Genomic DNA, 26,909 nt, shown 5'->3' with positions numbered 1-26,909 from the left:
GAACGCGCTCGCGGTGGTGCTGGTGGTGCTGCTCATCACCTACGTCATCCGCGTCGCCCTGACCATCGTGCTCGTGATCGCCGCCCCGCTGGCGATGATGTGCTACGCGCTGCCCGGCACCGATGGCGTGGCGCGCTGGTGGTGGCGGGCGTTCACCGCGTGCCTGGCGATCCAGGTCCTGCAATCGCTGGTTCTGATCACCGGCCTGCAAGTGTGGCTGTCGCCGGGCGGGTGGGGGTTCTTCGGCCCCGACCGCTCCGGGTTGGTCAACGTGCTCGTCGCGATCGCGATGGGCCTGATCCTGATCAAGATCCCGTCCTGGCTGCTGGCCTCGCTCAAACTCGGCCACGGCCGCACCTTGGTCGGGTCGCTGGTGCGTAGTTTCGTGCTCTACAAGGGGATGAGCGCGCTCAAGGGTGTCGACAGGGCCGCCCTCGGGCACCGCCGATCCTCGTCGTCGAAACCGAAGGTTCCGCGCGTCCCGACCCCGAAACCGGCGGCCAGCCCGTACGCGAAAGTCCGCGCGACCAAGAACGGGCAGCTGATGCTGCCGCTGCAGGGAGTCCGGCGCGTCACCCCGCCCGCCGCACCCACCCCGCGTATCCCGGCTGCCTCGACGATTCCGGTAGCCGCACCGCAAGGCCAGCAGTTGATGCTGCCCTTGCCGGCCTTCCACGGCGGGATCAATCTGGGGCCGACGCCGCAGCTGGGCCGAGGCGGCCAATACCAGCTGCCCATTTCCGTCCAGCGGGTGCCGAAACCCGCTGCGGCACCGGTCCCGAGGCCCGCGCCCAGCACTGCTCCCCGCGGCAAGCAGTTGGCCTTCGACTTCACCGCGCCCGCTCCCACTGTCCCGGATCCGTATGCCGGGCTGCGTCCGCTGCGCGGGGGCCAGTACCCGCTGCCGATCGAGGTGCGCCGTTTCCCGACCCCGCCTCGCGCCACTGCGCCGCCGTTGGAGAAGCCGCCCTCGCGGGCGGTGGGGCGGCAGCTGCACCTGCCTATGCCTGATCTGCCCGTCCGCCGTCGTCACCGCCGCACCACTGGAGGTTCGAAATGAACACCGCCCGCATTCCCGCCGACATCGACCGGGCCGACCGGTTGATCGGCCCATTCACCGCCCGCCAGCTCGTCATCCTGGCCGCCACGGCCCTCGGTCTCTATCTGGCGTGGACCGCCACCCGCGCCGTGGTCTCGCCGCCGGTGTTCATGGCGGGCGCGGTCCCGTTCGGGGCGCTGGTGGCCGCGCTGGTGCTCACCCGCCGCGACGGTCTGTCCGGTGATCAGCTGCTCGCCGCCGCGATCGCCCATCGCCTACGCCCGCATCGCCTCGTCTCCGCCCCCCGAAGGGCTCGCCCTGGCACCACGCTGGCTCACCACCCGCGCCACTCGGCGCGCGACAACCGCTATCGCGCAACCCTTGTCGGCAAACCATGCGCGGCTGCCACAGACCGTGCATGCCTGCGGCGGGGAGACCGGGGTGGTCGACCTCGGCGCCGACGGCCTCGCCGTCATCGCTCTGGCCGGTACCGTCAATCTCGGGCTGCGCACCCCCGACGAGCAGGAAGCGCTCGTCGGCCAGCTCGGCGGCTGGCTGCACACGCTGCGCCAGCCCGTGCAGATCCTCGTGCGCGCCACCCGCCTGGATCTGACCGGCCGCATCACCGCGCTGCGCGACAAGGCCGAGCAGATGTGGCCCGAACTCGCCGACGCCGCTCGCGCGCACGCCGCCCACCTGGGCGAGCTCGCCGCGACCGAAGACCTGCTACACCGCCAGGTCCTGTTGATCTGGCGTGAACCGCTGGATCCGGCGACGGCCGCGACCGGCACGCTAGCCGGTCCTTCGGCGCGGGCGATCCTTGCCGCGGTGCTGCCGAGCCGTCGCCGCGCCACCCGCGCCGCGAGTGCCGCCGCGCGTCGCGCGGCCGAGGCCCGGCTGCTGCGCCGCATGAGCGAGGCCGCTGAACTGCTCGCTCCGATCGGGATCACGGTGACCGGGCTCGATGACGAGCAGGCCACCGCGATTCTGACCAGCGCCACCAATCCCGGCTCCCTGGTGCCGCATTCGGCCGACATCGCCACCCCCACCGCCGTCATCACCACCGGCACCGGCGAATTCGCCGACGGCGACGACACCGACGACGAGCAGACCCCGGACACCACCCCCACGCCCCGCCGTGCTCGGCTGCGCCGCAAGAGTTTCCGGGGTGGGAGTGGGTCGCGGTTCGCGCCGCAGTCGCTGACCGTCGGCGCGCGACAGCTTGGCGTCGGTGAGGATTGGGTCGCGACGCTGGCCGTGACCGGGTATCCGCGCGAGGTCGCTGCAGGCTGGCTGGCCCCGCTGCTGGCGCACCCGGGACGCGTGGATGTCGCGGTGCATATCGATCCGGTCGACCCGGTCACCGCCGCCACTCGTCTGCGTCGCCAGATGGCGCGGTTGCAGTCCACTCGCATGCACGACGCCAGCTACGGCCGCTTTCCCGACGAACAGATCCAGGTCGCCGTCGAGGACGCCGCCGACCTGGCCGCCCGCGTCGCCCGCGGCGAGGGCCGCCTGTTCCGTGTCGGACTGTATGTGAGTGTGCACGCGGCCAGCGAAGCCGAACTCTCCGAGGAAGTCGCCGCCGTGCGCACTCTCGCCGCCAGCCTGTTGATCGACACCTGCCACCTCACCTACCGGGCGATCCCCGCGTGGACAGCAACCCTGCCCTTGGGTGTGGACGTAGTAAAGGTGCGGCGCACCTTCGACACCGCCGCGTTGGCTTCGGCGTTCCCATTCACCTCCCCGCAGCTCCCGGCCACCGACCCAGTTGATGCCCACCGACCCGACGGCGTGCTCTACGGGCGTGACGCCGCCGGAGGTCTGCTGTTCTGGGACCGGTTCTCCGCAGAGATCCACAACCACAACGCGGTCGTGCTCGGCCGCTCGGGTGCGGGCAAGTCGTATCTGGTCAAGACCGAGGTCCTGCGCTCGCTGCATCGCGGGATCGAAGCGCTGGTCATCGACCCGGAAAACGAATACAAACCCCTCGCCGAGGCGGTCTCGGGTACCTACATCGCACTCGGTGCGGCCGGGGTGCGGCTCAACCCGTTCGACCTCGACATCCATACCCGCGCCGACGGCCGCCGCACCGCCCCTCCCGACGCACTCACCCGCCGGAAACTGTTCCTACACAGCGTGATCCGCGTGCTCATTGGTGACCAGTCTCCGGCGCAACGGGCGACGCTGGACACCGCGTTGACCGCCACCTACACCGCCGCCGGGATCACCGACGATCCGGCCACCTGGACTCGTCCCACACCCACGCTGAGCATGCTGGTCGAACAGCTGCAGGCGTGCGGCAGCCGGGTCGGTGATGAGGTGGCCGCCGCACTGGGGCCGTTCGTGGCCGGTGGCGCATTCGCCGGGCTCGTCGACGGCCCCACCACCACCGTCCCCGAGGGACCGTTCGTGGTGTTCTCGATGCAGCAACTGCCCGACGAGCTGAAAACCCTGGGAACGCTGCTCGCCCTCGACGTGATCTGGCGGCGGGTGTCCAATCCGGCGTTGCGGCGACCGCGTCTGGTGGTGGTCGAGGAAGCCTGGTGGATGCTGCGCCAGGACGCGGGTAGTGAGTTTCTGTTCAAGGCCGCCAAGAGTTTCCGCAAGTACTGGGCGGGCTTGACGATCGCGACCCAGGACGTCGCCGATGTCCTGGGCACCGAGATGGGCAAGGCGATCGTCGCCAACGCCACCACCCAGATCCTGCTGCGCCAGGCGCCCCAGGAGATCGATGAAGTCGGCGAGGCGTTCGCGCTCTCCGACGGGGAACGCGCCTTCTTACTCTCGGCCGCGCGCGGGCAAGGATTGCTCGCCACCGGCGTGCACCGCGCGGTGTTCGCCTCGGTGGCCTCCGACACCGAAGACGTCCTCATCACCACCAACCCCGCCCACCTCACCGCCACCGGCGAGGACACCGACGCCGGCATCGACCTGCTCGACGCCGACGAAGAAGACGCGCTGCCCCCGCACACCGACGGGGCCAGCGATGGCAGCGAATTCCGGGCGGACCTCGACACGGACGAGCCCGCCGACGATGTGCTGCTCGATGATCCCGAGGCGGCGTGATGGCAGCCCCGGTCGAGCCGGGCCACGGCGGGCTCGCCGAGCTCCTGCTGCGTCCCGGCCAGGTACTGGCGCGGGTCACCAGTTTGGTGGGCTGGCCGCTCACCGGCCAGCAGCTGTTCACGGCGGCCACCGCCGCCGTGGGTGTGCTCGCTGCGGTGGCGGTGGGTCGGCGGTGGCGACGCGCCCGCCTGGCCGTGACGGCCCGGCAGGTGACGATCCTGTGCCCACCCACCGTCGATCCGGGCTCGGCCGCCGCGTGGTGGGCGCACCTGATCGGGCTGCTGCGCCCGGCCTGGAAGCGGATGCTGTGCGGGCAACCGCACCTGGGCTTCGAATACCGCGCCACCGGGCACGAAGGCATCACCCTCGCGGTCTGGGTACCAGCGGCGATCCCGCCGCACCTCATCGAGCGGGCGGTGCACTCGGCCTGGCCCGGCGCGCGCACCACCACCCTCGACACCGCCGACCCGCCCCTTCCGGTTCACACTGCCGCGCAACGCAGAGTGCTCGCCGGTGGGGTGTTGCGGTTGGGTCGTGCCGAAGGGTTTCCGATCCGTAGCGATTACGGCGGCGGGGACCCGGCCCGGGATCTGCTCACCGCCGCCGCCGACCTCGCACCCGGTCACAGCGTGTGCGTGCAGATCCTGGCCCGCCCGGTCACCGGCCGCCGTGTCCGCCGCGCGGTCACCGGCCTCCGCCACGACCTGCGCGCCCGTCTTGCCCGCGCCGCACGCGGCCCGCTGCTCGCGCTGCTGGACCTGCTCACCCCCGGCCCACTCACCCGCCGCCACACCTACATCCGAGGCCAGGCCCAGGCCGTGTCCGGGGACCGGTTCAGCCGTCTCGAAGACAGCGCCCAGGCCCGCGCTGCGGTCACCAAAGCCCGTGGCGGACATTGGGAAACGCTCATCCACTACGCGGCTGCGGTCACCGTCGCGGCCACCGCCTCACCCGCCGAGCGGGCTGCGGCGCGGGCGGTGGCGCGCGGGCGCGCGCATGCCCTCGCCGCGGTGTTCGGCTCCTGCGCCGACCACAACTTCTACCGGCGACGCCGCAGCCTGCGCCTGGCCGCCGCGATGGCGGGCCGATGGCTCGGACGCGGAGATCTGCTGTCGGTACCCGAACTCGCCGGGATCGCCCACCTGCCCCAGGACGCGTCGGTACCCGGCCTGGCCCGCGCCGGAGCCCGCGCCCTGGCCCCAACCACACAGATCCTCGCCGGGGGCACGCACACGAAACCGCTCGGGCTCGCCGACGCCGGGACCGGTGCCCGCCCGGTCGCGCTGCGCGTGGCCGACGCACGCCACCACCTGCATGTGCTGGGCGCGACCGGTGTCGGCAAATCGACCCTGTTGGCGCAGCTGATCCTCGACGACGCCGATGCCGGGCGCGCGGTGGTGGTGATCGACCCCAAAGGCGACCTGATCACCGACGTTCTGGCGCGGCTGCCGCGCACGGCGGCTGGGAAAGTGGTGCTCTTCGACGCCGACGCGAAAACGCCTCCGCCGTGTGTGAATCCACTCGACGCCGCACCGGCCGATCTGGATCTGGCCGTGGAGAATATGGCCTCGATCTTCTCGCGTATCTATTCGCGGTGGTGGGGACCGCGCACCGATGATCTGCTGCGGGCGAGCCTGCGCACCCTGTGCGCGCGGCCGGGCACCCCCACCCTGGTCGACCTCGCCCGGCTGCTGTCGGGCAGCACCCATCTCCACACCCTCACCCGTGACGTGAACGATCCCGTGCTGCAAGGGTTCTGGACCGCCTACACCGGCATGTCCGACGCCTCCCGCGCCCAGATCGTCGCCCCACTGCTGAACAAGCTGCGCGCCTTCCTGTTACGGCCTTTCGTCCGCCAGGCGATCGCGGCCGGCGAGTCCACCGTCGACCTGTCCGACGTACTCGACAACGGCGGCATCTGCCTGGCACGACTCCCGAAAGGGTCGCTCGGTGAGGACACCACCCGCCTCATGGGCTCGCTGCTGGTCGCCCGCGCCTGGCAAGCGACCACCGCCCGCGCCACCGTGGCCGCCTCACAACGTCGCGACGCGTCACTGGTCCTCGACGAAGCACAGAACTTCCTGAACCTGTCCACGCCGGTCGAGGACATGCTCGCCGAAGCCCGCGGCCTGCGCCTATCGCTAGTGCTCGCCCACCAGAACCTCGGCCAACTCTCCCGCGAACTACGCGACGGTATCTCCGCCAACGCCCGCAACAAGATCATTTTCTCGGCGTCGCCCGAGGACGCCCGCGATCTGTCCCGCCACACCGCGCCGTGGCTGTCCGAACACGACCTGACCCACCTCGACGCCTACCACGCCGCCGCGCGAGTGCTGGTCGCCGGGCAGCAAACCCCGCCGTTCACCTTCGTCTCCCGCCCGCTGCCCGACCCGATCCCCGGTCGCGCCCGCGAGATCCGCGCCGCCGCGCACACACCACCCTCGGCACACGCGCACAGCTCGCCGCCAGCACCGACCGTCGAGGCCCCTGTCTCGGGCAGCGACCCTCGCCTGTCCTGACATCCACCACACCCCGTCTGCGCGCTGAAGATGGTGCGTCGCAGCGGTTCTCGACCCCTTCGTGAGGAGATCGCGATGATCCGTCGTCCCACTCGCCAAGTCGGGCTGCGGCCCGCGCGTCGCAGCCCGAACCCCGGCCGTGAGCACGCCCGTCTGGCGGTGTGTCTGACCGGGCGTGACCGCTGGATCCTGCACATGGTCCACGAGCATCGCGTGCTGACCACCACACAGATCTCCGCGCTCGGATTCACCCACCTCGACCTGGCCCGCCGCCGCCTCGCGACCCTGCGCGACTACGGCGTACTCGACCGGTTCCGGCCACTGCGCACCACCGGCAGCGCCCCCTCGCACTGGGTCCTCGCCCCCGGCGGGGCCGCGGTACTCGCCGCCGAAGCCGGCCTCGACGTCCGCGACCTGCACTACCGGCCCGACCGGGCGCTCGCGATCGCACACAGCTTGCACCTGGCCCACACCGTCGGCATCGCCGAATGGTTCACCACCCTCACCGCCGCCTCGCTGTACCGCCCAGACACCTCGGTGCTGTCGTGGTGGTCCCAAACCCGCTGCCACGCCCTGTGGGGCGATCTGGCCCGCCCCGACGCCTACGGCCGCTACACCCGCACCGGAGCCACCCTCGACTTCTTCCTCGAATTCGACCTGGGCACCATGGCCCTGCCCACGGTCGCGACGAAACTACTCGGCTACGCCGACCTCGCCCGCACCACCGGCGTCATCACCCCCGTCCTGGTGTGGACTCCGACCGCCGCCCGCGAAGCCGCCGCACGAAAACTGTTGCACGACACCTGGACCCGGCTACCCGACCCCGACGCCGTGCCGGTCGCCACCGCTGCCGCCGAGCTGCTCGACCCCGCCGCCGCCCGGCCCAGCCCCGCCGACCGCGTCTGGCTGCCCCTCACCACGAGCACCCGGCGCAGCTTGCACGAGCTGCCCGCCGGGTGGCCGCGCGCCACCACCGCACCAGCGACGGTGCCGGTGCCACCGGCCAGCCGCCACGCGCTGCTGGCAGCACCGCCGCCCACCCCGCCCGCACGAGGAGCACGGTGATGTTCGGCAAAGCCCTCGCCGCGGGCAGCGCCGCCGTGGTCTTCACCACGGTGGTCATCGCGGCCACCGTCACCACCCTCGTCGTGGTCGAACACGGTGCTCCACCGGCCCACGCCCCGGGCAACGGCAGCGCGCCGAGTCCCGAAGCGCACGCCGATATCCCCGAGTCCATGCTCGTGCTCTACCAACGAGCCGCCGGAGTCTGCCCCGGCCTGGACTGGTCGATACTCGCCGGCATCGGCAAGATCGAAACCGACCACGGCCGCTCCCCACTACCGGGAGTCAGCTCCGGGGAGAACTTCGCGGGCGCGGGCGGACCCATGCAATTCCTGGCCCCGACCTTCGACGGCGTCATCGCCGCCCACCAACTCCCCGCCGGAGGAGCCACCCCACCGTCGCGCTACAACCCCTCCGACGCTGTGCACGCCGCCGCCTACTACCTGTGCGACTCCGGAGCACCCGGCGACATGTACGCCGCGATCTTCGCCTACAACCACGCCGACTGGTACGTGCGTGACGTGCTCGACCAGGCCGCCCGCTACCGCACCACCGTCCCCGAAGGCAGCGGCGACTGCGCCGACACCGCCGACGCGGGCCGTGCCGCGGCGGTCCTCGCCTTCGCATGCGCGCAGCTGGGACAACCGTATGTGTGGGGCGGCAACGGCCCCGAGGCCAGCGGCGGATGGGACTGCTCCGGGCTGACCAAAGCCGCTTTCGCCGCTGTCGGAGTGAGCTTGCCCCGCGTGGCCGCCGACCAGTACCACGCCGGGCCGGTCGTTCCTGAAAGTTCCCTGCGTCCAGGCGATCTCGTCTTCTACGGCACGGCCGACAACATCCACCACGTCGGGCTGTACCTGGGTGGCGGGAAGATCATCAATGCCCCCACCTTCGACGTCCCCGTGCGGATCCAGGACTATCGCTGGCCTGGCGACGACTTCTACGGCGCGACTCGCCCGCTGTCGGTATCCGGCAACGCAACTCCCAGTAACCCAGCCCCGTGAAATGCCCGATCCGGCAATCTTCTTCGAAAGGTTCGCGCCGATGGCGAAAAACAATCGCGAGACCGTCAGCGCACTCGCGGACTTCAGCTTCCTCTCACCGGGCGCCCGAATGTTCACTCCCTGCATCGAGCAGGTCGAGATCCCCCTCGCCGCCCGCGGCTCCTGCGACCACGAATACACCCTCTGCCCCGACTGCGCCGACCAGTGGCGAGCCGATCACCTGTTCTGTGAACGGCTTCCCTGGGAACGCTCCCCGCGCCGACACTGACGTCGACCTCATGGTGTCGGTCGAGTAGGAGATCCCTCACGCGTTCCGGATGGTCGCTGCCCGCCCTATCGAGGGCTCGTCGCGACGATTCACCAACGCCTCACCACCGACGACCTCAGAAGATAAAGCTGGTGGGCTTGTTCCCAAGGTTTATGGCCTTCATGTGGCGAAGGCATGCGGAGCCTGACACAGCATGAGTCGCGAGTCAAACATTCTCGTGTGCAAGAGAACTCGTGGAGTGACAGCGCTGGCTGATTGCTGTACGAATGCTGGACTCCGAGACGTGGGGATGGATTCCATACAGGCACCCCTCCATGTATGGGTAAACCAACGGATTGCTGAAAGTAGCGAGCAGCCTGGCGGTTCGAGTGAGCACAGTGACTGTGATTACATTTCCATCATGAAATACTAGATGTGATCTGGGGCGTTCCTGATCAAGGCCAGGTTGTCGATGTCGCTGTGCGCTCCCTGCATTCAAGCCTGAAGATTGCCGGATATCGCCTTTGTATGTTTCTCCAAACAGGTTGCGCTGGCCTGGGGTTGTCTCGTCATGGTTTGACGAGTGTTAGCGGGTGGTGATAGTAATTCGCGGCCTCGCTTTCTTGTGTGGTCGCGAACTCGGTTGGGGGACAATTCGAGTCGCGTGGAATCTCACGATTGGTTAATTCCCGATGAACAGAATCCGTACCTTCGGTGCTGCCCTGATTGTGGCGTCCGGTCTGGTTGCCGGGGCCACGGGTGTGGCGTCGGCTACCGAGGCGCCGCCGGAGACACCGAGTACGAGCACGGCGTCGGCGGCGGTGCTGCCCGCGTTGCTGAAGGCGCTGTTGGCGACCGGCAGCTCCGAGATCGCGGACGTGGCCGATGACGATGAGCAGTCCGGGAGTGGTTCCTCGGTGACGGGGTCGTCGGCCAGCTCGGGGTCCTCGGACCCGGGTAAGGGGCTCGGTGGGTTGCTGACCGGGTCGGCCGAGGTCGGTAGTGCCGTGCTAGCGGGTTAGCCGGCCTATCGAAAAGGGGCGCCCCCTGGTCCGGAAACGCCCCTTCATCGCTGCATCTCACCGTTTCGTATTCGAACTGTGGACGCGGTCGCCCGCTGCAACGGGCGACCGCGCGTAATTGTAGGCGCTGTCGTTCGGCGGCGCTCGAGGGGAATCATGCTGTTACGCGTTCGTGGCCGATCGTGGCCGCGTGCTCTCGCGTCACCGTTCGCGCGGCTGGTCGCGCTCGTGGTGATCGTGACACTGGGTGTGTCGTTGGCGCAGGTGGTGTCATCGCCTGCGGCGCAGGCCAAACCGTCCAAGCCGCAACCTGTTCCGGTGCTGGATCCGTCGAAGGGACCGAAGTCACCGCAGCCCGAACCGGAACCGGCGCAGCCGGTGGCGGATTTCACGCCCCTGGCCGGGTTGAAGGTGCCGCCGTCGGGGTTGCAGGACGGTTTCGATCCGAAGACGTCGAAAGAGACGGCGCGGACCGAGAAGTCGGTGACCTACACCAACGCCAACGGGTCGCAGTCGGTGGTGTTGTCGCAGGTGCCGATCAGCGTGCGCGACGAGCGTGGGCAGTGGGTACCCATGGACACCCGGATCGTGGACCCGAAGGCCGCCCAGACCGCTCCCGCCGCCCGCGACGGCGCGAACACCGAGTTCGCGCCGTACGCCGACGACCCGGAGTTGGTGAAGGTCGACACCGGCGGTGCACCAGTCTCGATCGCGCTCGAGGGCGCGAGCAAGACACAGCGGCAGGTGTCGAATTCCTCGGTCCGCTACCCCGAGGCGTTGCCCGGCCAGGACCTGATCTACACCGTCGAGCCCGGCGCGGTGAAAGAAGCGGTGATCATCAAGAACCGCGAATCCGTTAAGGACGGCCGGTGGGTGTTCTCCCTGCGCCTCGGCGACGGGCTGACCCCGAAGGTCGTCGGCGACAGCGTGATCGTCACCGATGCGCGCGGCAACCAGGTCGCGGCCATGCCGCCGATCCAGGTGTGGGACTCGGCCGACAAGAAAGACAAGGACACCCCCGCCGCGCAGACCGGCGGCAAGTACGCCCTGGCCCGCAAGGGCGAGGAGTGGCTGCTGGCGGTCATGGTGGACACCAAGTGGTTGACCGACGACGAGCGGGTCTTCCCGATCACCGTCGACCCCACCTACACCTACGGATTCGGCAACACCGCCGAAACCCGCGCGTTCTCCTCGGGCGGCGCCCCGGCGTGCGTGAACACCTGCGGTATCCAGGTCGGCAACGCTCGAACGGGTGATCAGAATGTGTTCTGGCGCACGGCGTTCCGGTTCGATTTCGCACCCTTGTTCGGCAAGAACATCATCGGTGCTCGTATGGACTTCAAGCGCACCGGCTCCACCGGCACCGCGGCACCGGCGACATCGACGCTGTATCGGGCGACGAGTCCGCTCGGCTACGAGGCCACCGGGCCGGAGTTGGCGTCGGGGACCCTGGGTGATGCCGGGATGATGTTCTCCTCGGAACTGACCAGCTACATCGCCGACCGGATCAACGAACAGGACAACAACGCCTGGTTCCTGCTCTCCGGCGGGGAAAGCGATGAAGCGTCGTTCAAATCGTTGCAGGCCAGCCTGATCGTTGATTACGGTACCCCACCACCACCGACCACACCGGTCGCACCGGCGGACGAGAGCGTGCTGGCCACCGCAACACCGACCCTGAAGGTCAACCCGGTCACCAACCCGTCCGGGGAGAAGACGCTGTACTGCTTCAAGGTCTCGACCGGCTTCGACGGCCGCTCCGGCACGGTCGTGGACTCGGGCTGTTTGAAGGATCCGTCGTGGACTGTCCCGAAGAATGTGCTACGCGATGGCGGGCGCTACACCTGGACCGTGCTGACCGCCCTCGAGGGCGGGGTCACCACGACCACACCGCAGTGGGTGGGGCGATTCAGTATCGACCAGCGCATGGGCGACACGCAGGTGTCCGCGGTGGACGAGGTCGGCCCGCTGTCGGTGAACCTGTTCAACGGCAACCTGCGCACCAATAGCGGTGGCCCGCAGTTCACCTCGGTCGGCGGCGAATCCGGTGTCACTCTCGCCTACAACTCCCGCGCCGGTGAGGCGCACGGTCTGCGGGCGTCGTATTTCAACGATTCCAGCCACACCGGCACCGCCGATGACACACCGGTGCTGGTGCGGACCGAACCGCAGGTGAATCTGGACTGGGGCAACTTCTTCAGCAGCAACAACGACAACCTGCCCTGGAAGCCGAACCCGATTCCCACGGGGTTGAACAAGGACTGGTTCGTCATCCGCTGGGAGGGCTATTTCAAGGCCCCGGTGACCGGTGACTTCCGTTTTGCCGGTGTGCATTCCGAGGGCGCGAAGATCTGGCTGGACAACAAACTCGTCTACGACAACCCGAACTCCTCGGGCCTGGCCAGCGACTTCCACTCCACCAGCGCGAAGCGCCCCGATGAGGTGACGCTGAAGGCCGGGCAACGCGTCCCGCTCAAGGTCGAGCTGTACCACCGCACCGCCTCGGTGCGGCCGGTGATGGTGCTGTGGGCCAAGAGCACCGACAGCAGCGGCTGGTTCGGTTGGCGGAAACACAACTGGGCGCCGCAGGTGGTCAAGACCGAGCGGCTGTACTCCGCGGACCCGGCGCCGCTGCCTGCGGGCTGGACCCTCGGCGTGGCCGGTAGCGCCTACAGCAAGGCCGAGATGCTCGACGGGGCAGTGGTGTTGACCGACGCCACCGGTGCCAAGCACACCTGGGCCAAGACCTCGACCGGCGGATACGCACCGCCGCCCGGTGAGGACGGTGTCCTCGCTGTCGACGCGTTGGGCAAGATCACCGTCACCGAGGGTGACGTGGTGTCGGTGTTCCATTCCGACGGCAACCTGGCCACGGTGGCCTCGGTGCTGGATTCGAAGAAACCGGCTGCGCTGCAATACCTCTACAGCGGCAACCCACCCCGATTGACCCAGATCAAGGACCCGGTCTCGGGTCGCTCGCACACCCTGCACTACAACACCGACAACAGCAACAGCTGCTACGGCGGTGCCTCGAAACCGCAGGGCAAGGTCTACGTCTACGACAGCCACGACCCCGGCGACCCCAACGACGTGAACACCTGGCCGGCTGGCGTCTACATGGACATTATCGCCGATGCCCCGGAACAGATGCTGTGCCGCGTCTCCTACTGGGATGGCACCGAAACTCGGTTGTGGTACTCGCTCGCGGGCACATTGGACCGGGTCGAGAACCCGGGTGGGCACGTTCGTGACTACACCTACGAGAACGAAGCCACAGTTGCGTCCGTTGTCGGCCGGTACGGCATGTACAGCCCGCAAGGCCAGCAGATTATCGAGCGTCTCGGCCCGATGAACCAGCTGCGCGACAGCCTGGCTGCGGACTGGCTCGCTTACAAGGGGTCAGCGCAGGCCACCAACCCCGAGGCATACGCGATCATCTACAACTCGTATCGAGACAGCTTCGCACCGGACAACCCGCCGTCGCTGCGTCCGTCCCAGATCGCGCAGCCGACTCCGATCACCTCCACCGGCGCCAAACCCGCACGCAATCACCACATCTACGGCTACGCGGGTGTCGGCCAGAACCAGGCCTTCGTCAGCTACCCGGGCCTGCTGTGGCACAAGATGAAGACGGTCACCTTCGACCCGGCCGGGCGAACGGTGAAATCGACCGACGCCGACGGTGTGACCACCACGATGGAATGGAACGTCAAGGACAAACCCGTCGCGGTCACTGACGGCACCGGCCGGCGTGTCACCAATATCTACGATCACGCCGACCGACTGACCGACACCTTCGGACCGGCACCGGCCTCCTGCTTCAACGGGCTGATCCCCACCAGCGAGTGCACGGGCACCATGCCGCATTCCCATGTCGGATACGACGAGGGCACCCTCGGCTTGCAGGCCGCACTGTACGACAACCCGTATCTGTCGGGTGTGCCCGAGGTGTGGCAGACCGGTGTGGGTACCAGCGATGGGACGCTGGTCCGCAACTGGGGTGCCACCCCGCCCGTAACCAACGACAACGGCTGGTCGGGCCGGTTCACCGGTGAAGTGCGCCTCCCCGACGCGGGGGAATACCAGCTCGGTTTCACCGTGGTCGACGGCGTCCGGTTGTGGGTCGATGACGTGCTCATCGTCGACAGCTGGAACGACAAACCCGCAACCGCGGTCGCGGGCACCTACACCAACAAGGCTGCGGGCACGTGGCATCGCGTGCGGATCGACTACTACAACCGCAGCGGCGACACCGGCGCGTTGAAATTCGCCTGGACACCCCCGGGCGCCACCGGTGCCGTGGTCATCCCCGGTGAGCATCTCGCACCGCGCTACGGGTACGAGACGAGCAAGGTCGGCTTCAGCAGCTCCGGCGGCGAGGTCGAACGCGCCCCCGCGACCGTGATCACGACCGGCTACTCCGATCCGGCCAACGGGATCGACCCCGTCTACGGGCTGGTGGTGTCCAAGACCCACGACCCCGGTGGGGAGAATCTGGTCCGGCGCAACAGCTTCGAGCAGCCCGGCGACGGCTACCTGCGCAAACTCGCCCAAGCCCTGCCCGCCGGAGACATCACCAACCCGGACGAGCGCGGCACCTTCACCTACTACGGCGGCACCGATACCCGCAAGAACCCGTGCGAGTCGAACTCCGCCGCGGTCAGCCAGGCCGGGATGGTCAAAACAGTGACCTCGGCACCGAACGCCGACGGCTCACCGAACGTGCTCGAACGCGTCTACGACGGCGCGGGCCGCACCGTCGCGACCCGCATCAACAACGAAGCGTGGGCATGCGTCAGCTACGACGCCCGCGGCCGCATGGTGAAGAAGTCGTTCCCCGCGCAAGGTGACCAGCCCGCGCGCACCATCACCTACGACTACGCCGTGGACGGCAACCCGCTCATCAAACGCGTCAGCGACGAGAGCGGTTCCACCACCACCGGAATCGACCTGCTCGGACGCGTCGTGTCCTACACCGACGCCACCGGCGTGGCCACCACCGTCAAATACGACACCGAAGGACGCACAACCAGCGAAACCACCACCATCAAGGGCGTCACCTCGACCCTGAACTATCAGTGGACCCGCGCCTCACGCCTCACCAGGTTGGACCTGGACGGCACTACCGTCGCCACCCCCACCTACAACGCGGGACTGCTCCAGACGGTGGGCTACGGCAACCAGTCCAACCTCACCATCGGCTACAACGGCGCCGCGATGATCACGGGCGTGGCCTGGAAGACCCCGGACTCGACGGTGACCAACACCGTCACCCGCTCGCGTGACCAGCGCATCACCGACGCCGTCATCACCGACACCGCGAACCCGGAGACCCGATACGACTTCTCCTACACCTACGACCGAGTCGGACGGCTCACCGCCGCCGAGGTGCCCCACCATCGGCTGACCTACGGCTACTCGCCCGACAACGGCTGCGGCCCCAACCGCAAGGCCGGCGCGAACACCAACCGCACCGTCCTCACCGACAGCCGCAACGGCGGCATCCCCACCAGCACCGTCTACTGCTACGACCACGCCGACCGGCTCATCTCCACCGCCGGAGCCACCACACTGTCGTTCGAATACGACACCTACGGCAACGCCATCAAAGTCGGCACCGACACCCTCGGCTACGACTCCACCCGCCGCCACATCACCACAACCACCGCAGCGGGCCAATCGGTGAAATACACCCGCGACGTCACCGACCGCATCGCCGCACGCACCGTCACAAACGGCAATGACCCCGAACAAATCACCCGCTACGGATTCACCTCCAACGCCGGAGGCCCCGACTTCGTCCTCGACGCCTCCGGCACCCTGCGCCAACGCATCCTGAAACTGCCCGGCGGCGGCGTGCTCACCAAGAACTACACCGGAGCCAAGGCCACGAACTGGTCCTACCCCGACGTCCATAACAACATCCTGTTCACCGCCGACGGCACGGGAGCACGCACCAGCGAAATCCGCCTCTACGACCCCTTCGGCCAGAACATCGACCCCGACACCGGCGAATTCGCCGACATCCCCCTCCCGGCCACCGCCGAAGGCGGCATGGACTTCGGCTACCTCGGACAACACACCGTCCCCATCGAACACATCGCCAGCCAACAAGCCCTCGAAATGGGCGCCCGCACCTACCTACCCATCCTCGGCCGATTCCTCCAAACCGACCCCATCTCCGGCGGATCAGCCAACAACTACGACTACTGCAACGCCGACCCCATCAACTACCGCGACCTCACCGGCGAGGTCCCCATCGCAATCCTGGTCGTCCCAGCACTACCGGCGCTGGCCGAAGGGCTTGCCTGGGGAACAGGAATGCTGGCGGGCGCCTACGCCATCGACAAGGCTAACGAGGCCTTAAACGAACCGGCACCGTCGAAAGAAACGCCAGCCGTAGCCTCCCCAAGAGAGCAGGGACAATCAATCGGAGCAGAAGCAGCGGAGTTGCCAAAGGGGTCTGGCCAGGGAGCACATATTGCGCGAGAGGTAACCAAACTTGGGCTCGGTCAACAAGCTGCGGCACAAGCGGCTGAAGCAGCGGCGCAAGAAGCATTTGGTGAGGCTTCGACCGCGAAACTGAAGAATGGAAACATGGTGGTACTTCCCACTCAGACGCAAGTGGGAGCATGGCTTGAGGTTTCACCTGATGGTGAAGTTAGCCCACATAAAGGGAGTATTGGTGTCGGCCCTGAGCATGACCTTGATCTTAGTCAGCTCGATTACTGAAACTGGAGGTGAACCTGATGTCGGACACGCCACTGAATGCAACTGACATTCAGCTATATCTATTGAAGACAATGAAGCCACCCGAGGCGCTCCTCGCCGCCGCTCTGGATCGGATTGACTGTTCACTCCTCGACATGCAACAGCGCTCTCTTGCCGTTGCTCAAGCTTTGAAGCCTGGCTCAGGGTCTGTACAGGAGGTGAGACATGCCCTCGATTCAGTGCTCTCGCCGGAACCTAACGACGTGCAGTTTGCATATTCCACGTACAGGCTTCCTTTATGGCCTGAGTTCGATTTCATCCTCACCTTCAATGAACCAATGCCGCTCATAAAAAGGGCGGAATTTCTCCGCCGGTCCGGCAATGAAACGGGACGCTACCTGACGCCATGGAAGTTCGTTGAGGGCGACATGCATGCCGTCTTGAAGAACGTTCGAGACATCGATGCGTGGGGACACTATCGCAGTTACATCGCTTATGATGCGAGAGATGGGGGGCGCTATTTCTTGAGATTTGGATGGGGCTTGCTGCAAGAGGTCTCAAAACCTGACGCGTAGTTTGTTGCAACGGCAATCGGCGCAGAAGCAATTCGCAATACGTCGATTGCCGCCGACTCTCCGCCGACTGAGCTTGCGATAGTTCGCAAAATTATTGTCCAGTCAGCAATATTGAAACTTGCTGCTGCAATAATGTCGGAAATGTGATGACTGAGATCGACGGGGCCACCAATGGTGGAGCGAGCGGTGGCCCCGCCTTCTTGGGTAGTTCATTATCTCCTCAATTCCTACTGGACAAGCACTAAAGCAAGCTAGCTCGGACTGTGTCTACGCAAGGGATGGAGGCGAAGCTCTGCGCCTAACCTGCTCTAGCTAGAAGCTCTGTAGCCATTGGTTGGCGCTCTACTTTGATAATTTAATTTCAATGTATACAACCCACGGAATAGCAAGGAAGTGGAATGGCGAATATTAATACATATCATCTGATGGCTACTGGTTCGGTGATCCTCACTTCCGCGCTGGGATTATCGGCGTGTGCAGGTGAGGGCGAGTCTGTCGGGCCGCCGCGAACGACGACCGTTTTGAATCTGCCACCGACGCCGACCTCTCAGGTTCTAAACTCCGACCTGCAGAAGGCTTTGGACCCAACCGTCCCGAACGAGGGAAAGTTCGATCTGCTACAAGGTGTGCAGGCCGATCCTGAACTACCGGGCCGCTTGGCCCACGCATTCCGGCAGAACAATGCCACGATCACCGTCACCAGTGTTGCCGACCTCGGATACGGAACTATCACTGCCCAAGCCCAGGCATCGCTCAACAACGGAGAATCGCAGCAGGTCGTGGTGCCCTTCGTGGCCGAGGGCGGCAAGTGGAAAATTCAACTGGAGTGGGTCTGCGGAGCACTTTCCTCCTTTGCGGTCCAGGATTCCCCGGCTTGCCTATAGGACGCTGCGAGTAGCCGCTTGTCCAGTCCCGCGCTGTTGGTAGCGGTGTGGACGGCTGCTCATTGCTGGGAACTAGCGATTGATGCGGACATGTTGACGACGATCGCGATAAAGATACTCGCCTAAGAAATGAGCAATACCTGTGGAGCCACCGAATAAAGACCAATCCAAAACCCCGGACCTCTCTCTGACGACGGGACGTCCGAGTGCGGACAGTGTCCCTGACCAAGCCGGAGGTTTGGTCGACCCGGACCCGACAGAGGTTCTCGCACTACCTACGAGCGCGAGCAGGCGCAGCGATGTGCCGACCTGCGAAGCCGCCGTTGGCGATAACGATCCCGACGATGAGGAAGACCCAGATGGCGACGAGGACGCGGAGGAGGAGCACGACGACCTGTTGACAGAAGCTCAGCGGGGACGGTGGCATTGGCTCACAAGGCATCTCGATGGACGCGACCTGCGGCGTCATCTGCCTTACGCCGCCGCGGTGACCATCGCTGTGGTGAGCCTCGCAGTCGGGGGCGTGATTGCCACGCAATCGCGGGCCGATAACAGCGTGGAGGATACGGCGTCCTCGCAGACCTCCGACACCGACGACTACTCCTGGCCCACCGAGGACTGGCCGGCCTTGACTGCCGAGTTCCCCACCGATCTGCTGACACCGAGCGACATCCCGATTCCGAGCGATCCCTTCCCCACCGACCCCTTCCCGGTCGACACCGGTACCGATATCAGCGAACCGTTCCCGGAGGTCGTCGAGCCGTTCCCGACCGTGGCTCTGCCCACGAACGATCCGTTCGTCCCGGTCGACACCATCGAACCGACACCGACGGACCCATGGACGACCACCCCGGACCCCACCTCACCCACCGCCGCACCTCCCACGAGTATCTCCGTCGGCGCGAACGGCAACTTCGACGTGCGCATCCCGCCGATCACGATCCAGCCACGCCCGGACCCGGTCACCACCACGACCACCGTCACCGTGACCGTCACCCCGACTACAACGCCGTCCAGGCAACCCAACACGACAACGCCGCCCACCACGACCACACGGCCGACACGACCGCAGTGCACCACCACCGCACCCACCACTACGAGGACACGGCCCTCACCCTCCACTACGACCACCGCGTCCCCGTCGACCACGCCGAACACGACATCGGCGACCACACCCTCGTCCCCATCGTCGACGCCAGCACCCACCCGCTCCTGCCGATGACAACGACAGCGAAAGACCTTCCACAACAAGCGGGTTCGAGATGCGCATGAACAGCTCCCGCGACCCCCGCCCGAGCCCCGGTCGATCGCGCGCCACACGATTGCGTCCACTACTCCTCGCGGCCGCGATCACGCTCGCTGGCTGCGGCAGCGTTGAGCACGCTGACGACATCGCCGCGCCCGGAAGGGGTGAGCCTGTGCCGACGATCGTGCTCAACGCCGCAGAACGTGACCTGGATCCGCTGCGTGAATGGGCGCGAGCACGCTCGACCAAGTACGGAATCCCCGAACGCGCGCTGCAAGCCTACGGATACGCCACCGTGGTCATGGCCAAGGCACAACCCGACTGCCACCTGGGATGGACCACGCTGGCGGGAATCGCCCGGGTGGAAAGCAACCACGCCCGACACGGCGGCGCAACCGTCGCAGCCGACGGGCTGGTGCGACCGCCGATCCGCGGCGTTCCGTTGAACGGGACCGGCGGCAACGCCGTCATCCTCGACCACGACGGGATGCGGCGCACCGGGCACACTGTCTACGCGCGGGCGATGGGGCCATTCCAGTTCATCCCCGACACCTGGAAACGCTGGGGCATCCGCGCCAGCAGCGACTACCAAACCCTCGCACCGGCATTGGAGGCCGGCGAGCCAGTGTCCTCCAGGCAGTTGGCGGGCAGTCCCGACAACCTCGACGACGCGGCGCTGGCGGCGGGCCGCTACCTGTGCGCTTCCGGTGGTGACCTGGCCACCGCGGCGGGCTGGCGCAAGGCCGTCTTCGCCTACAACCACTCCGACGACTACGTCGAACTCGTACGACACGTCGCCACCCGCTACGACCAATAGTCGCAGCTCGGACACCGATCCCCCCGAACCAGCTAACGCACCCGTACAGAGGTAAGGAGTATCGATGAAATGGCGCGTGTGGCAGGTGCGCATCGCCGTCACCGCCATGCTCACAGCGATGCCCCTGACGGTCCTGGGGGCGGTCGCGACCGTCTGGACAGCAGAAGCGTCCCTGACTGTCCCCACCTTTCTGCGGGATGTCGCGGGGGCGGTGTTGCTCAATCCTCTGTGGTGGCTGGGTGTCGGGTTCACCTTCTGCGATCCCCTGCTGCGCTGGCGCTCAGCGGCCGCCTGGTACCTCGTCACCCCGGTCGGCGCGCTCGTCGCGGCCACGATCGCCGTCGCGGCCCGCCACGTCTTTGTCCCAGGTACTGTCGTCTGGGCGATCGGCGCCCTGGTCGTCTTCAGCTGCCTGCTGGTCCAATCGTGGATCGTCGTCGACATGCCCGAAACCACCGCCCACCGCAGAACCCGAACACCCCCGCTCCCAGCAGAACGCACGACGGAACGTTCCGGCCTCGTCGCAGACGTAATCCCCTTGAGAACGAACCGAGTTCGCGAACCCAACGCCTTCAGCCGCTGGCGGTAGCGGGTGATATAGGCGCGCCAGCCATCTGACCAGCATCTCGACTGGTTGACATTGCGTTTGGAGATTCTTATCGTCTCCAACCCTCCCGCCTTGGGGCTCTAAGTAATCACCAGGAACCGAGTTGCTCGACACGCCTGCGTAATTCCTGTCGGCGACAGGTCTGTCGACGATTCCGGATACAAAAATTACCACGCTGTAATGCGGTACTGCCGTCTTTTTCAGATTCCGCTTTACACCGCCATCGCCGGTCCGGAGCGTCCATGTACGTGCCACCCCTGGCAGGCCGAGATTCTGCTCACCGAACGGCTGCCCTGTTAACACCGCACCGACGACACCGCCGCGTGACGACCACACCCAGGCCCACGAATTCCGCGCACCAATGTCACCGGCGCGGAAAACCGGTATGACTACACGAATTCCACGGCGGGGAATTCTCCGATGACACAAGACAGCCGTCTTCTTTTCCAATCCGCTTGACATCGCGGGCGGTATCGAGCGTCCATGGACGTGGAATCCCCGGCACACCGGCAGCGCACCGGCGGGGTGACCGTCCCGGCCGGGACATGACCACCGAACCGATTCCCGAGTTCATTCGGCGATTCCCGCGAGGAGACCGTCATGTCCACCAACACCACCACCGCGACCGACACCGGCCGCAGCGCCACCGAAGACGCGCTGTGGGCGGCGCTGGCCACCGAACCCGACGCCACCGCCACCGTGCTGGCCAAAACCGCGTCCATCGGGGCCTCCACCGCACGCAAGATCCTCACCCGCTGGGCCGCCGAGGGACTCGTCACCCGCACCCCCGACCCCAACCCCCGCGCCGCCGACCGCTGGACCCGCACCACACCCGACACCCCCGAGCAGACCACCACCGACGCCACCCAGGCCGAGCAGGTCCCCGCCGATGCCAAGACGGCCGGCCAGGCCCAGGCCGAGCCCACCGACAACACGCCCGCCGCCGAATCCGATCCCACGCCCGCGCCCGCCGAGGCAGGGGCCGAGGTCGAGGTGGCGGCAGTCAGTGACGAACCGGAACCGGCGGCGGTCGGTGAGCAGGCTCCGGCCGGGGACGGGGTGTGCCCGACCTGTGGGCGCGGCGGGCGGCGCAGCAGTTCGGGGACGGCGCTGCCGCCGGGAAGTTTGCGGGGCCTGGTCGAGGACTACCTGCGCGATCACCCGGACGAGGAGTTCACCCCGTGCGCGATCGGCAAGGCCCTCACCCGCTCGAGCGGCGCAGTCTACAACGCCTGCTTCAAACTCACCGAGCTCGGCGTCGCCCACCAGACCTGCGAGCAGCCCAAGCGCTTCGCCCTGCATCCCGACCAGAAGCAGTAGCCCTCCTGCGCCTGAACGCCCCGGTGGCCGGTGCGCGCCTTCCGCGCACCGGCCACCGTGCGTTCGCGGGAGGGTGGCCCGTATGAGCACGCGCGGCGCGTCCGCTGCTCGGTGTGTGGAGTTCATGCGTCGAAATCGCCTCCGGAGCACGCCCTTTCCGTGAGTGGGAGGAAACCGCCTCCCGTCAGGAATCCGCTTCGCTCCTGCCCTCCGGAGGTTCCCATGCCCACCCGTCCCTGCTTCTTCGACCGCGCCGCCGCCGGTGCCCGCCGCCCCGGGCGGGCACCGGCGCGGCTGACCGCCGCTGTCACCGCCACGGCCCTGCTGGCCGCCGTTCCGGCCATCGTCACCGCGACCGCGACCGCCGCCCCGGCCCCCGGGTGCGCGCCCTACACGGCGGTGCTGGTGCCCGGCACCGGCGAAATCAACGCGACCCCGCCGACCCCGCCCACCCGGTCGGGCTGCTGGCCCCCATCGGCACCGGCCTGACCGCCCGCTACGGCACCGGCATCGACGTCCGCTTCCTGCCCTACCCGGCCGCGGTAACCCCGTACACCCACTCTCAGCAGGCCGGAGTCCAGGCATTGTCGGCGCTGCTCGACGGCCTTTGTGAGACCACCCGCGTGGTCCTCACCGGCTACTCCCAAGGCGCCGATGTTGCTGGTGAGATCGCTGCCGACATCGGCAACAACCTCGCAGGATTCCCTGCCGCGCGAGTCGCCGCGGTCGCGTTGATCTCCGACCCGCACCGTAACCCCGCCACCCCGCTACTCGGCGACACCAACGTCGGCGGGCAAGGCGTGGCCGGACCGCGCACCCCCGGGTTCGGAGCACTGACCGACCGAGTCCGCACCGTCTGCGCCTCCGGCGACCTGTATTGCTCGACCTCCCAGGACTCGCCGGCCTGGTCCGCCCTCGGCCACGCCTTCACCGGCACCCCGAACACCACGACAAGCACCTCGTCCCCCGGCACCGGAATCGACGCCGCGAGCGTGACCAAGCAGGTCGTGCTCGTCGCCGGTGGCCTGGCCGAATTCGCCTCCGGCATACCGACATTGCTCGACAGCCTCGCCCGACTGCCCGGCGCGGTCGCCGCCGGGGACATTTCCACAGCGCACCGACTCTCGGGCGCGATCAACACCGCTTTCAGCCCGCTGGTGCGGTTGGCCGACGAAGCCGACCTCGCCCTGGTCGCCCACGCACTCGAACTGGCCGCACCGATGGACACCTCCGGCACCACCGCCATCGCCGCACAAATCGTCGCCATCCTCGCCCGCACCGACATCAGGCGAGTCGCCACCAACATCGGAATCGCGCAGGACATCGCCTGGCGAGCAGCCGAAAAGCTCGCCTTCGGCGACATCCTCGGCGCGGGCATCGAACTCGTCGGGCTGGTACCGGTCGCGGCCGACCTAGCCCTCACCGCAGCAGCGGCACTGAACGGCACCAGCAGCGGCTCGGGCACCTCACTGGCCTCCGCGCTGACCGCCGACCCCGACACCAGCACCATGCTCGCCGACCTCGCCCGCCAGGGCAGCGACGCCGCCCGCTTCTACACCTCCGGCGTCCACCAAACCGGCTACGACACCAGCCTGACCATCGTGCTCGACTGGCTGATCACCCAGATCGGCCCACAGTAACTCTCCGCACGGCCTCCTCGTGACTGCCGCGATCCCCACAACACTACAGAGACACAACATGTTGTCCTGCGCGACGTTGTCACCCACCAGTAGTAGTGTTCTCGGCAAGGCCAGAAGGCGTTCATCGAACGAGCCCCACCCCGGGGCAACCGGCGTGGGGCTCGTTGGTAGGTGCACTTTTCTCAGGGGTGCCCAGGCAACGTACCGCAGACTGGTCTGCCCATCACAGGATGGGGCAGACCGCCGGTTCAGGTTGGCCAGTTAGGAGGAGCCATGGCTCCCAACAATCCCCCGCTCAAGCCCGGAAACAAAGCTCCGCGCTCCGGGCAGTACGAAGAGGTCGGTCCGCGCGGCGGGCGTACTGGTGAGGAAAAGACCGGGGTGAAGGGCAAGACCCTGCCCCCGACCAGCAAGCCGGGAAACCACTACGTTCTCGTCGATCCGACCAAGAACGGCGCGGGCAAGGGTAAATAGCCCCAGAAAGCAGACTGTGCGGCGTACTCCGATCGGGTTCGCCGCACAGCCGTTCCGTGTCGGCCTTCAGGTGTGGTGACAGCAAGCTCGACCATGAGAGCCCAGCTCACGGACCATCCGATCGCGTGAGAGTCTCGCGCAGGGGGCTAGGAACGCGTCAAGCGCGTGAGCGTGCTGCAGATCCACGAGTAGAAGACGATGGTGAGGAACCACGCCTTTACCAGCTTCCCAGGGCTGTCGGAGTCGTCGAAAACGCTCGTCAGGTCCTCGACGTCGGCGTCTCGATCGAGCGCGATGTTCAGTAACGCGACGGCGGCCTCCTGCTCGTCCCGGGTGTATGTCACGTCGGTGTCGATGATGCCTTGCAGGTCGAATGATTTCGGGATCGGATGCTGGATGCGGTCGAACCCGGGACGCGCGGATAGCAACTCTCGGATCGACTGCAGGGTTGACGAAGTTACATACGGCCCTATGCCGAGGGTGAAGAAGACCGTCGTGAGCTCGTGGTCGGAAATGAAGTCGAACACCGACCACGGCTCATCCGGTCGCTCACCGATCCGGGTCAGGCCGTAATGGATGTTGCGGCACAGCTGGTTGGGTTCGGTCCAGGTGCGGCCGTTTTGCGTCCCACTCGCTGCCCCGCCCTCGGCAGTAAACCCTGCCAGCGAATACACGTCCTCCAACGACATGTCGTCGAGGGGAACACCTTTCATTGCGTTGAGGACAAGCCGATCGTCGCGAACTTCCTTGTGGTCCGGAGGGAATATCTCGCAGTCGATTTGGTACGCCTCCTCGGCCATCTCGACGGCCCGAGCCTTCTCCTTCTCATCGCCGGTTTCGAAGAGGACCTGTGCAAGGTGAAGCAGCGGCGCGGCACGGCGCGGTCGGAAGCTTTTAGGGTCTCGCCCGAACACATGCAGTGCGTGTTCGAGATCTTCCCGAGCCTCGCCATGGCGGCCCATATGCACCAGGATCCGACCTCTGATCGCAGCGAGGTCGGCGTAGACAACGGACTCACGAGCGAACCCATGCTCAGAAATCACTGCGGCAGCCTGGGTGAGCTGGTCCCAGGCGAATTCCATTCGGTTGGCGCAGATTGCCGCATCGGCGACCCGCTCGTACTGCTGGATCCGATCCAGCGGGGAAACGTGCATCGAGCCGTTCTCCGGTTCATAGATTTCAGAGATGATCCGTTCGCATCTCAGCGCCTCGAGGACGTTTTCCAGGTCTCTGCTCAGGATGGAAGCCGTCCGATACATCTTCACGGCGAGGACGGGCATGATGGCGTTGCCATGACGTTCGAGGATGTCCCTGGCACTCTCGATCGAGGTTGCTGCCTCGCGCGGCCTGTTCAGCATGCGGAGCAGTCCCGCGTGAGTGACAAGGACGGTCATGCGCGAGGTCGGATCGAGCTCGATCTGCATCAGGCCCTCGACCAAGCGCAACACCGATTCTGCCTTATCGCGTTGGCCGTGGGTGCTTGCGACGGTTTCGGCCGCTGCGGCTACTTCGACGAGCAGTTGCGGGCGGGCCAACCGTTGCCCGAGGACGAGGTTCTCCTCGATCGCGGCGAAGGCGTCGTCGACGCGGCCTGCGACCGAATACGCATGCGCGAGAGAGAATCGGATTTGTGTGGCGGCCAGAAGCCAGCGCCAGTCGCTACTGCTACGCCAGAGATCCTCGGCGGCTGAGATCCCGTGGCTTGCGAAATCGGCAGCTGTCCAGCCCTGATGAGTCGCGGACTCGTCGGGTCCGACCAGCGCGAGACGCTGGGCAACAATGGAGGTCACGAGCAGAGCCGCTGGGCTGGCTGAGCCGTGGTCGTACGCCTCGGCGGTGACGTGGGCCGCTGAGCCCAGATACGGATCGAGAAACGGAGCGGGCTGGTAGAGGGACCAGTCTTGAGAGGGGAGGAATAGGCCGACTCCCGCTTCGATCCACGGTCGCGGATCGGGCGCTCCCGCGCGTGCCACCCTCGCGATCAAGGGGTGGATTGTGAGTCGGCCGCTGTGTGCGGAGACCAGAGATAGCCGGGCCAGCGCTTCGATGGCACGACTGCGAATCGCCTTGTCCCGCAATGTCGCGCGTAGATCGTTGGCGGCGGTCTGGACGGGGTCCTCGGTGTCCTGCACCGGCGGCTCGGACGGAACAGCGTCGGTGCGACGCCGCGAGAACCATCGCCGCTTCCTCGGCTCTGCGTGGTCGTGATCTTGCGCCCCCGCAGGCTGCACCGGACCGATGATGACTGCTGCATCGAACACCGACTCGTCGATCGGGGACGGCCCGAGAAACGCCAGCATCCGGAGCAAGGTGGATGAATCTGATGCCACGGATTGTGCTGCCTCGACGTTGATCCGGATCGCCTCGACCACGTTCGCCTCATGCCCTGCGGCCTCCCCGAGCCGAAGCGTCTCGATGGGCGCCTCACGCAGTCGGGTGATGTAGTCCGAGGCTGTGCAGCCCACCACCGTGAAGTAGTCCACGGCCTGGTTCAATGCCAGCGGATGATCGGACAGTTCATGCCGGAGCCGGTCCCGATCCTCGGTCGCCAGGTCGGGCAGGTGAGTCTGCAGGAACTGAGCACTCTCGTCGCGGTCCCAGGCACCGAGTTCGAGTTCGGAGTAGCCACTGTCGAGGTTCTTGACGTTGGTCGTGATCAACACCCGGCACAGT

At 66.8% G+C, this 26,909-nt stretch carries 17 protein-coding genes and 2 pseudogenes; 17 read left to right on the top strand and 2 right to left on the bottom strand.

Features of this window, described 5'->3' with window-relative positions:
• From QMO76_RS34480 to QMO76_RS34435, 11 genes and pseudogenes are all read left to right on the top strand, one after another.
• Nucleotides 1–1,060 (top strand): annotated as a pseudogene (locus QMO76_RS34480) (hypothetical protein); the annotation flags it as partial.
• Nucleotides 1,057–1,275, top strand: a pseudogene (locus QMO76_RS35485) (PrgI family protein); the annotation flags it as partial. The pseudogenes QMO76_RS34480 and QMO76_RS35485, both read left to right, overlap by 4 nt.
• A gap of 145 nt (nucleotides 1,276–1,420) precedes the next feature.
• Nucleotides 1,421–4,108 carry a VirB4 family type IV secretion system protein gene (locus QMO76_RS34475; protein ID WP_306365572.1) on the top strand — a complete coding sequence of 896 codons (2,688 nt, stop codon included), beginning with the start codon at nucleotides 1,421–1,423 and terminating at the stop codon, nucleotides 4,106–4,108.
• Nucleotides 4,108–6,627 carry a type IV secretory system conjugative DNA transfer family protein gene (locus QMO76_RS34470; protein WP_306365571.1) on the top strand — a complete coding sequence of 840 codons (2,520 nt, stop codon included), beginning with the start codon at nucleotides 4,108–4,110 and terminating at the stop codon, nucleotides 6,625–6,627. Before QMO76_RS34475 ends, QMO76_RS34470 begins: the two co-directional genes overlap by 1 nt.
• A gap of 75 nt (nucleotides 6,628–6,702) precedes the next feature.
• The gene (locus QMO76_RS34465; protein ID WP_306365570.1) at nucleotides 6,703–7,692 is read left to right on the top strand and encodes a replication-relaxation family protein; all 990 of its coding nucleotides are present in this window, start codon (nucleotides 6,703–6,705) and stop codon (nucleotides 7,690–7,692) included.
• Entirely contained in the window at nucleotides 7,692–8,693 is a 1,002-nt protein-coding gene (locus QMO76_RS34460) for a bifunctional lytic transglycosylase/C40 family peptidase (RefSeq protein ID WP_306365569.1), read from the top strand. Before QMO76_RS34465 ends, QMO76_RS34460 begins: the two co-directional genes overlap by 1 nt.
• Nucleotides 8,694–8,733: 40 nt before the next feature.
• Nucleotides 8,734–8,961, top strand: coding sequence for a hypothetical protein (locus QMO76_RS34455; RefSeq protein ID WP_306365568.1), 228 nt, complete (start codon nucleotides 8,734–8,736; stop codon nucleotides 8,959–8,961).
• A 671-nt stretch (nucleotides 8,962–9,632) separates the two neighbouring features.
• Complete coding sequence (locus QMO76_RS34450) at nucleotides 9,633–9,962, top strand: hypothetical protein (RefSeq protein WP_306365567.1); 330 nt, start codon at nucleotides 9,633–9,635, stop codon at nucleotides 9,960–9,962.
• 237 nt (nucleotides 9,963–10,199) lie between these two features.
• Complete coding sequence (locus QMO76_RS34445; RefSeq protein ID WP_306365566.1) at nucleotides 10,200–16,694, top strand: PA14 domain-containing protein; 6,495 nt, start codon at nucleotides 10,200–10,202, stop codon at nucleotides 16,692–16,694.
• A 17-nt stretch (nucleotides 16,695–16,711) separates the two neighbouring features.
• Complete coding sequence (locus QMO76_RS34440; RefSeq protein ID WP_306365565.1) at nucleotides 16,712–17,248, top strand: hypothetical protein; 537 nt, start codon at nucleotides 16,712–16,714, stop codon at nucleotides 17,246–17,248.
• A gap of 398 nt (nucleotides 17,249–17,646) precedes the next feature.
• The gene (locus tag QMO76_RS34435; protein WP_306365564.1) at nucleotides 17,647–18,132 is read left to right on the top strand and encodes a hypothetical protein; all 486 of its coding nucleotides are present in this window, start codon (nucleotides 17,647–17,649) and stop codon (nucleotides 18,130–18,132) included.
• 597 nt (nucleotides 18,133–18,729) lie between these two features.
• Here QMO76_RS34435 and QMO76_RS34430 read toward each other — a convergent pair.
• A complete protein-coding gene (locus QMO76_RS34430; RefSeq protein WP_306365563.1) occupies nucleotides 18,730–19,338 on the bottom strand; it encodes a hypothetical protein in 609 nt (202 codons plus the stop codon).
• Between the two features lie 212 nt (nucleotides 19,339–19,550).
• Here QMO76_RS34430 and QMO76_RS34425 point away from each other — a divergent pair, with 212 nt between their 5' ends.
• The 6 genes from QMO76_RS34425 (at nucleotide 19,551) to QMO76_RS34400 (ending at nucleotide 24,236) form a co-directional block, all read left to right on the top strand.
• On the top strand, nucleotides 19,551–20,195 hold the full coding sequence (locus QMO76_RS34425) for a lytic transglycosylase domain-containing protein (protein ID WP_306365562.1): 645 nt from the start codon (nucleotides 19,551–19,553) through the stop codon (nucleotides 20,193–20,195).
• Between the two features lie 64 nt (nucleotides 20,196–20,259).
• The gene (locus QMO76_RS34420; protein WP_306365561.1) at nucleotides 20,260–20,784 is read left to right on the top strand and encodes a hypothetical protein; all 525 of its coding nucleotides are present in this window, start codon (nucleotides 20,260–20,262) and stop codon (nucleotides 20,782–20,784) included.
• Between the two features lie 618 nt (nucleotides 20,785–21,402).
• Nucleotides 21,403–22,122 carry a hypothetical protein gene (locus tag QMO76_RS34415; RefSeq protein WP_306365560.1) on the top strand — a complete coding sequence of 240 codons (720 nt, stop codon included), beginning with the start codon at nucleotides 21,403–21,405 and terminating at the stop codon, nucleotides 22,120–22,122.
• A 222-nt stretch (nucleotides 22,123–22,344) separates the two neighbouring features.
• Nucleotides 22,345–22,611 carry a hypothetical protein gene (locus QMO76_RS34410; RefSeq protein WP_306365559.1) on the top strand — a complete coding sequence of 89 codons (267 nt, stop codon included), beginning with the start codon at nucleotides 22,345–22,347 and terminating at the stop codon, nucleotides 22,609–22,611.
• Nucleotides 22,503–23,762: a cutinase family protein gene (locus QMO76_RS34405; RefSeq protein ID WP_306365558.1), complete on the top strand. Its 1,260-nt coding sequence runs from the start codon at nucleotides 22,503–22,505 to the stop codon at nucleotides 23,760–23,762. The genes QMO76_RS34410 and QMO76_RS34405 overlap by 109 nt, the downstream gene beginning before the upstream one ends.
• A gap of 273 nt (nucleotides 23,763–24,035) precedes the next feature.
• Nucleotides 24,036–24,236, top strand: a complete 201-nt coding sequence (locus QMO76_RS34400) for a hypothetical protein (RefSeq protein ID WP_306365557.1) — start codon at nucleotides 24,036–24,038, stop codon at nucleotides 24,234–24,236.
• Nucleotides 24,237–24,382: 146 nt separating this feature from the next.
• Here the strand turns inward: QMO76_RS34400 and QMO76_RS34395 are convergent, their stop codons facing one another.
• Nucleotides 24,383–26,896, bottom strand: a complete 2,514-nt coding sequence (locus QMO76_RS34395; RefSeq protein ID WP_306365556.1) for a tetratricopeptide repeat protein — start codon at nucleotides 26,894–26,896, stop codon at nucleotides 24,383–24,385.
• Between the last annotated feature and the right edge of the window lie 13 nt (nucleotides 26,897–26,909).

The sequence above is a fragment of the Nocardia sp. CC227C genome (genome assembly GCF_030767025.1).
Taxonomy (GTDB): Bacteria; Actinomycetota; Actinomycetes; order Mycobacteriales; family Mycobacteriaceae; genus Nocardia.
The sequence above is the reverse complement of the archived record's forward strand: the minus strand, read 5'-3'. Positions and strand labels throughout refer to the sequence as shown.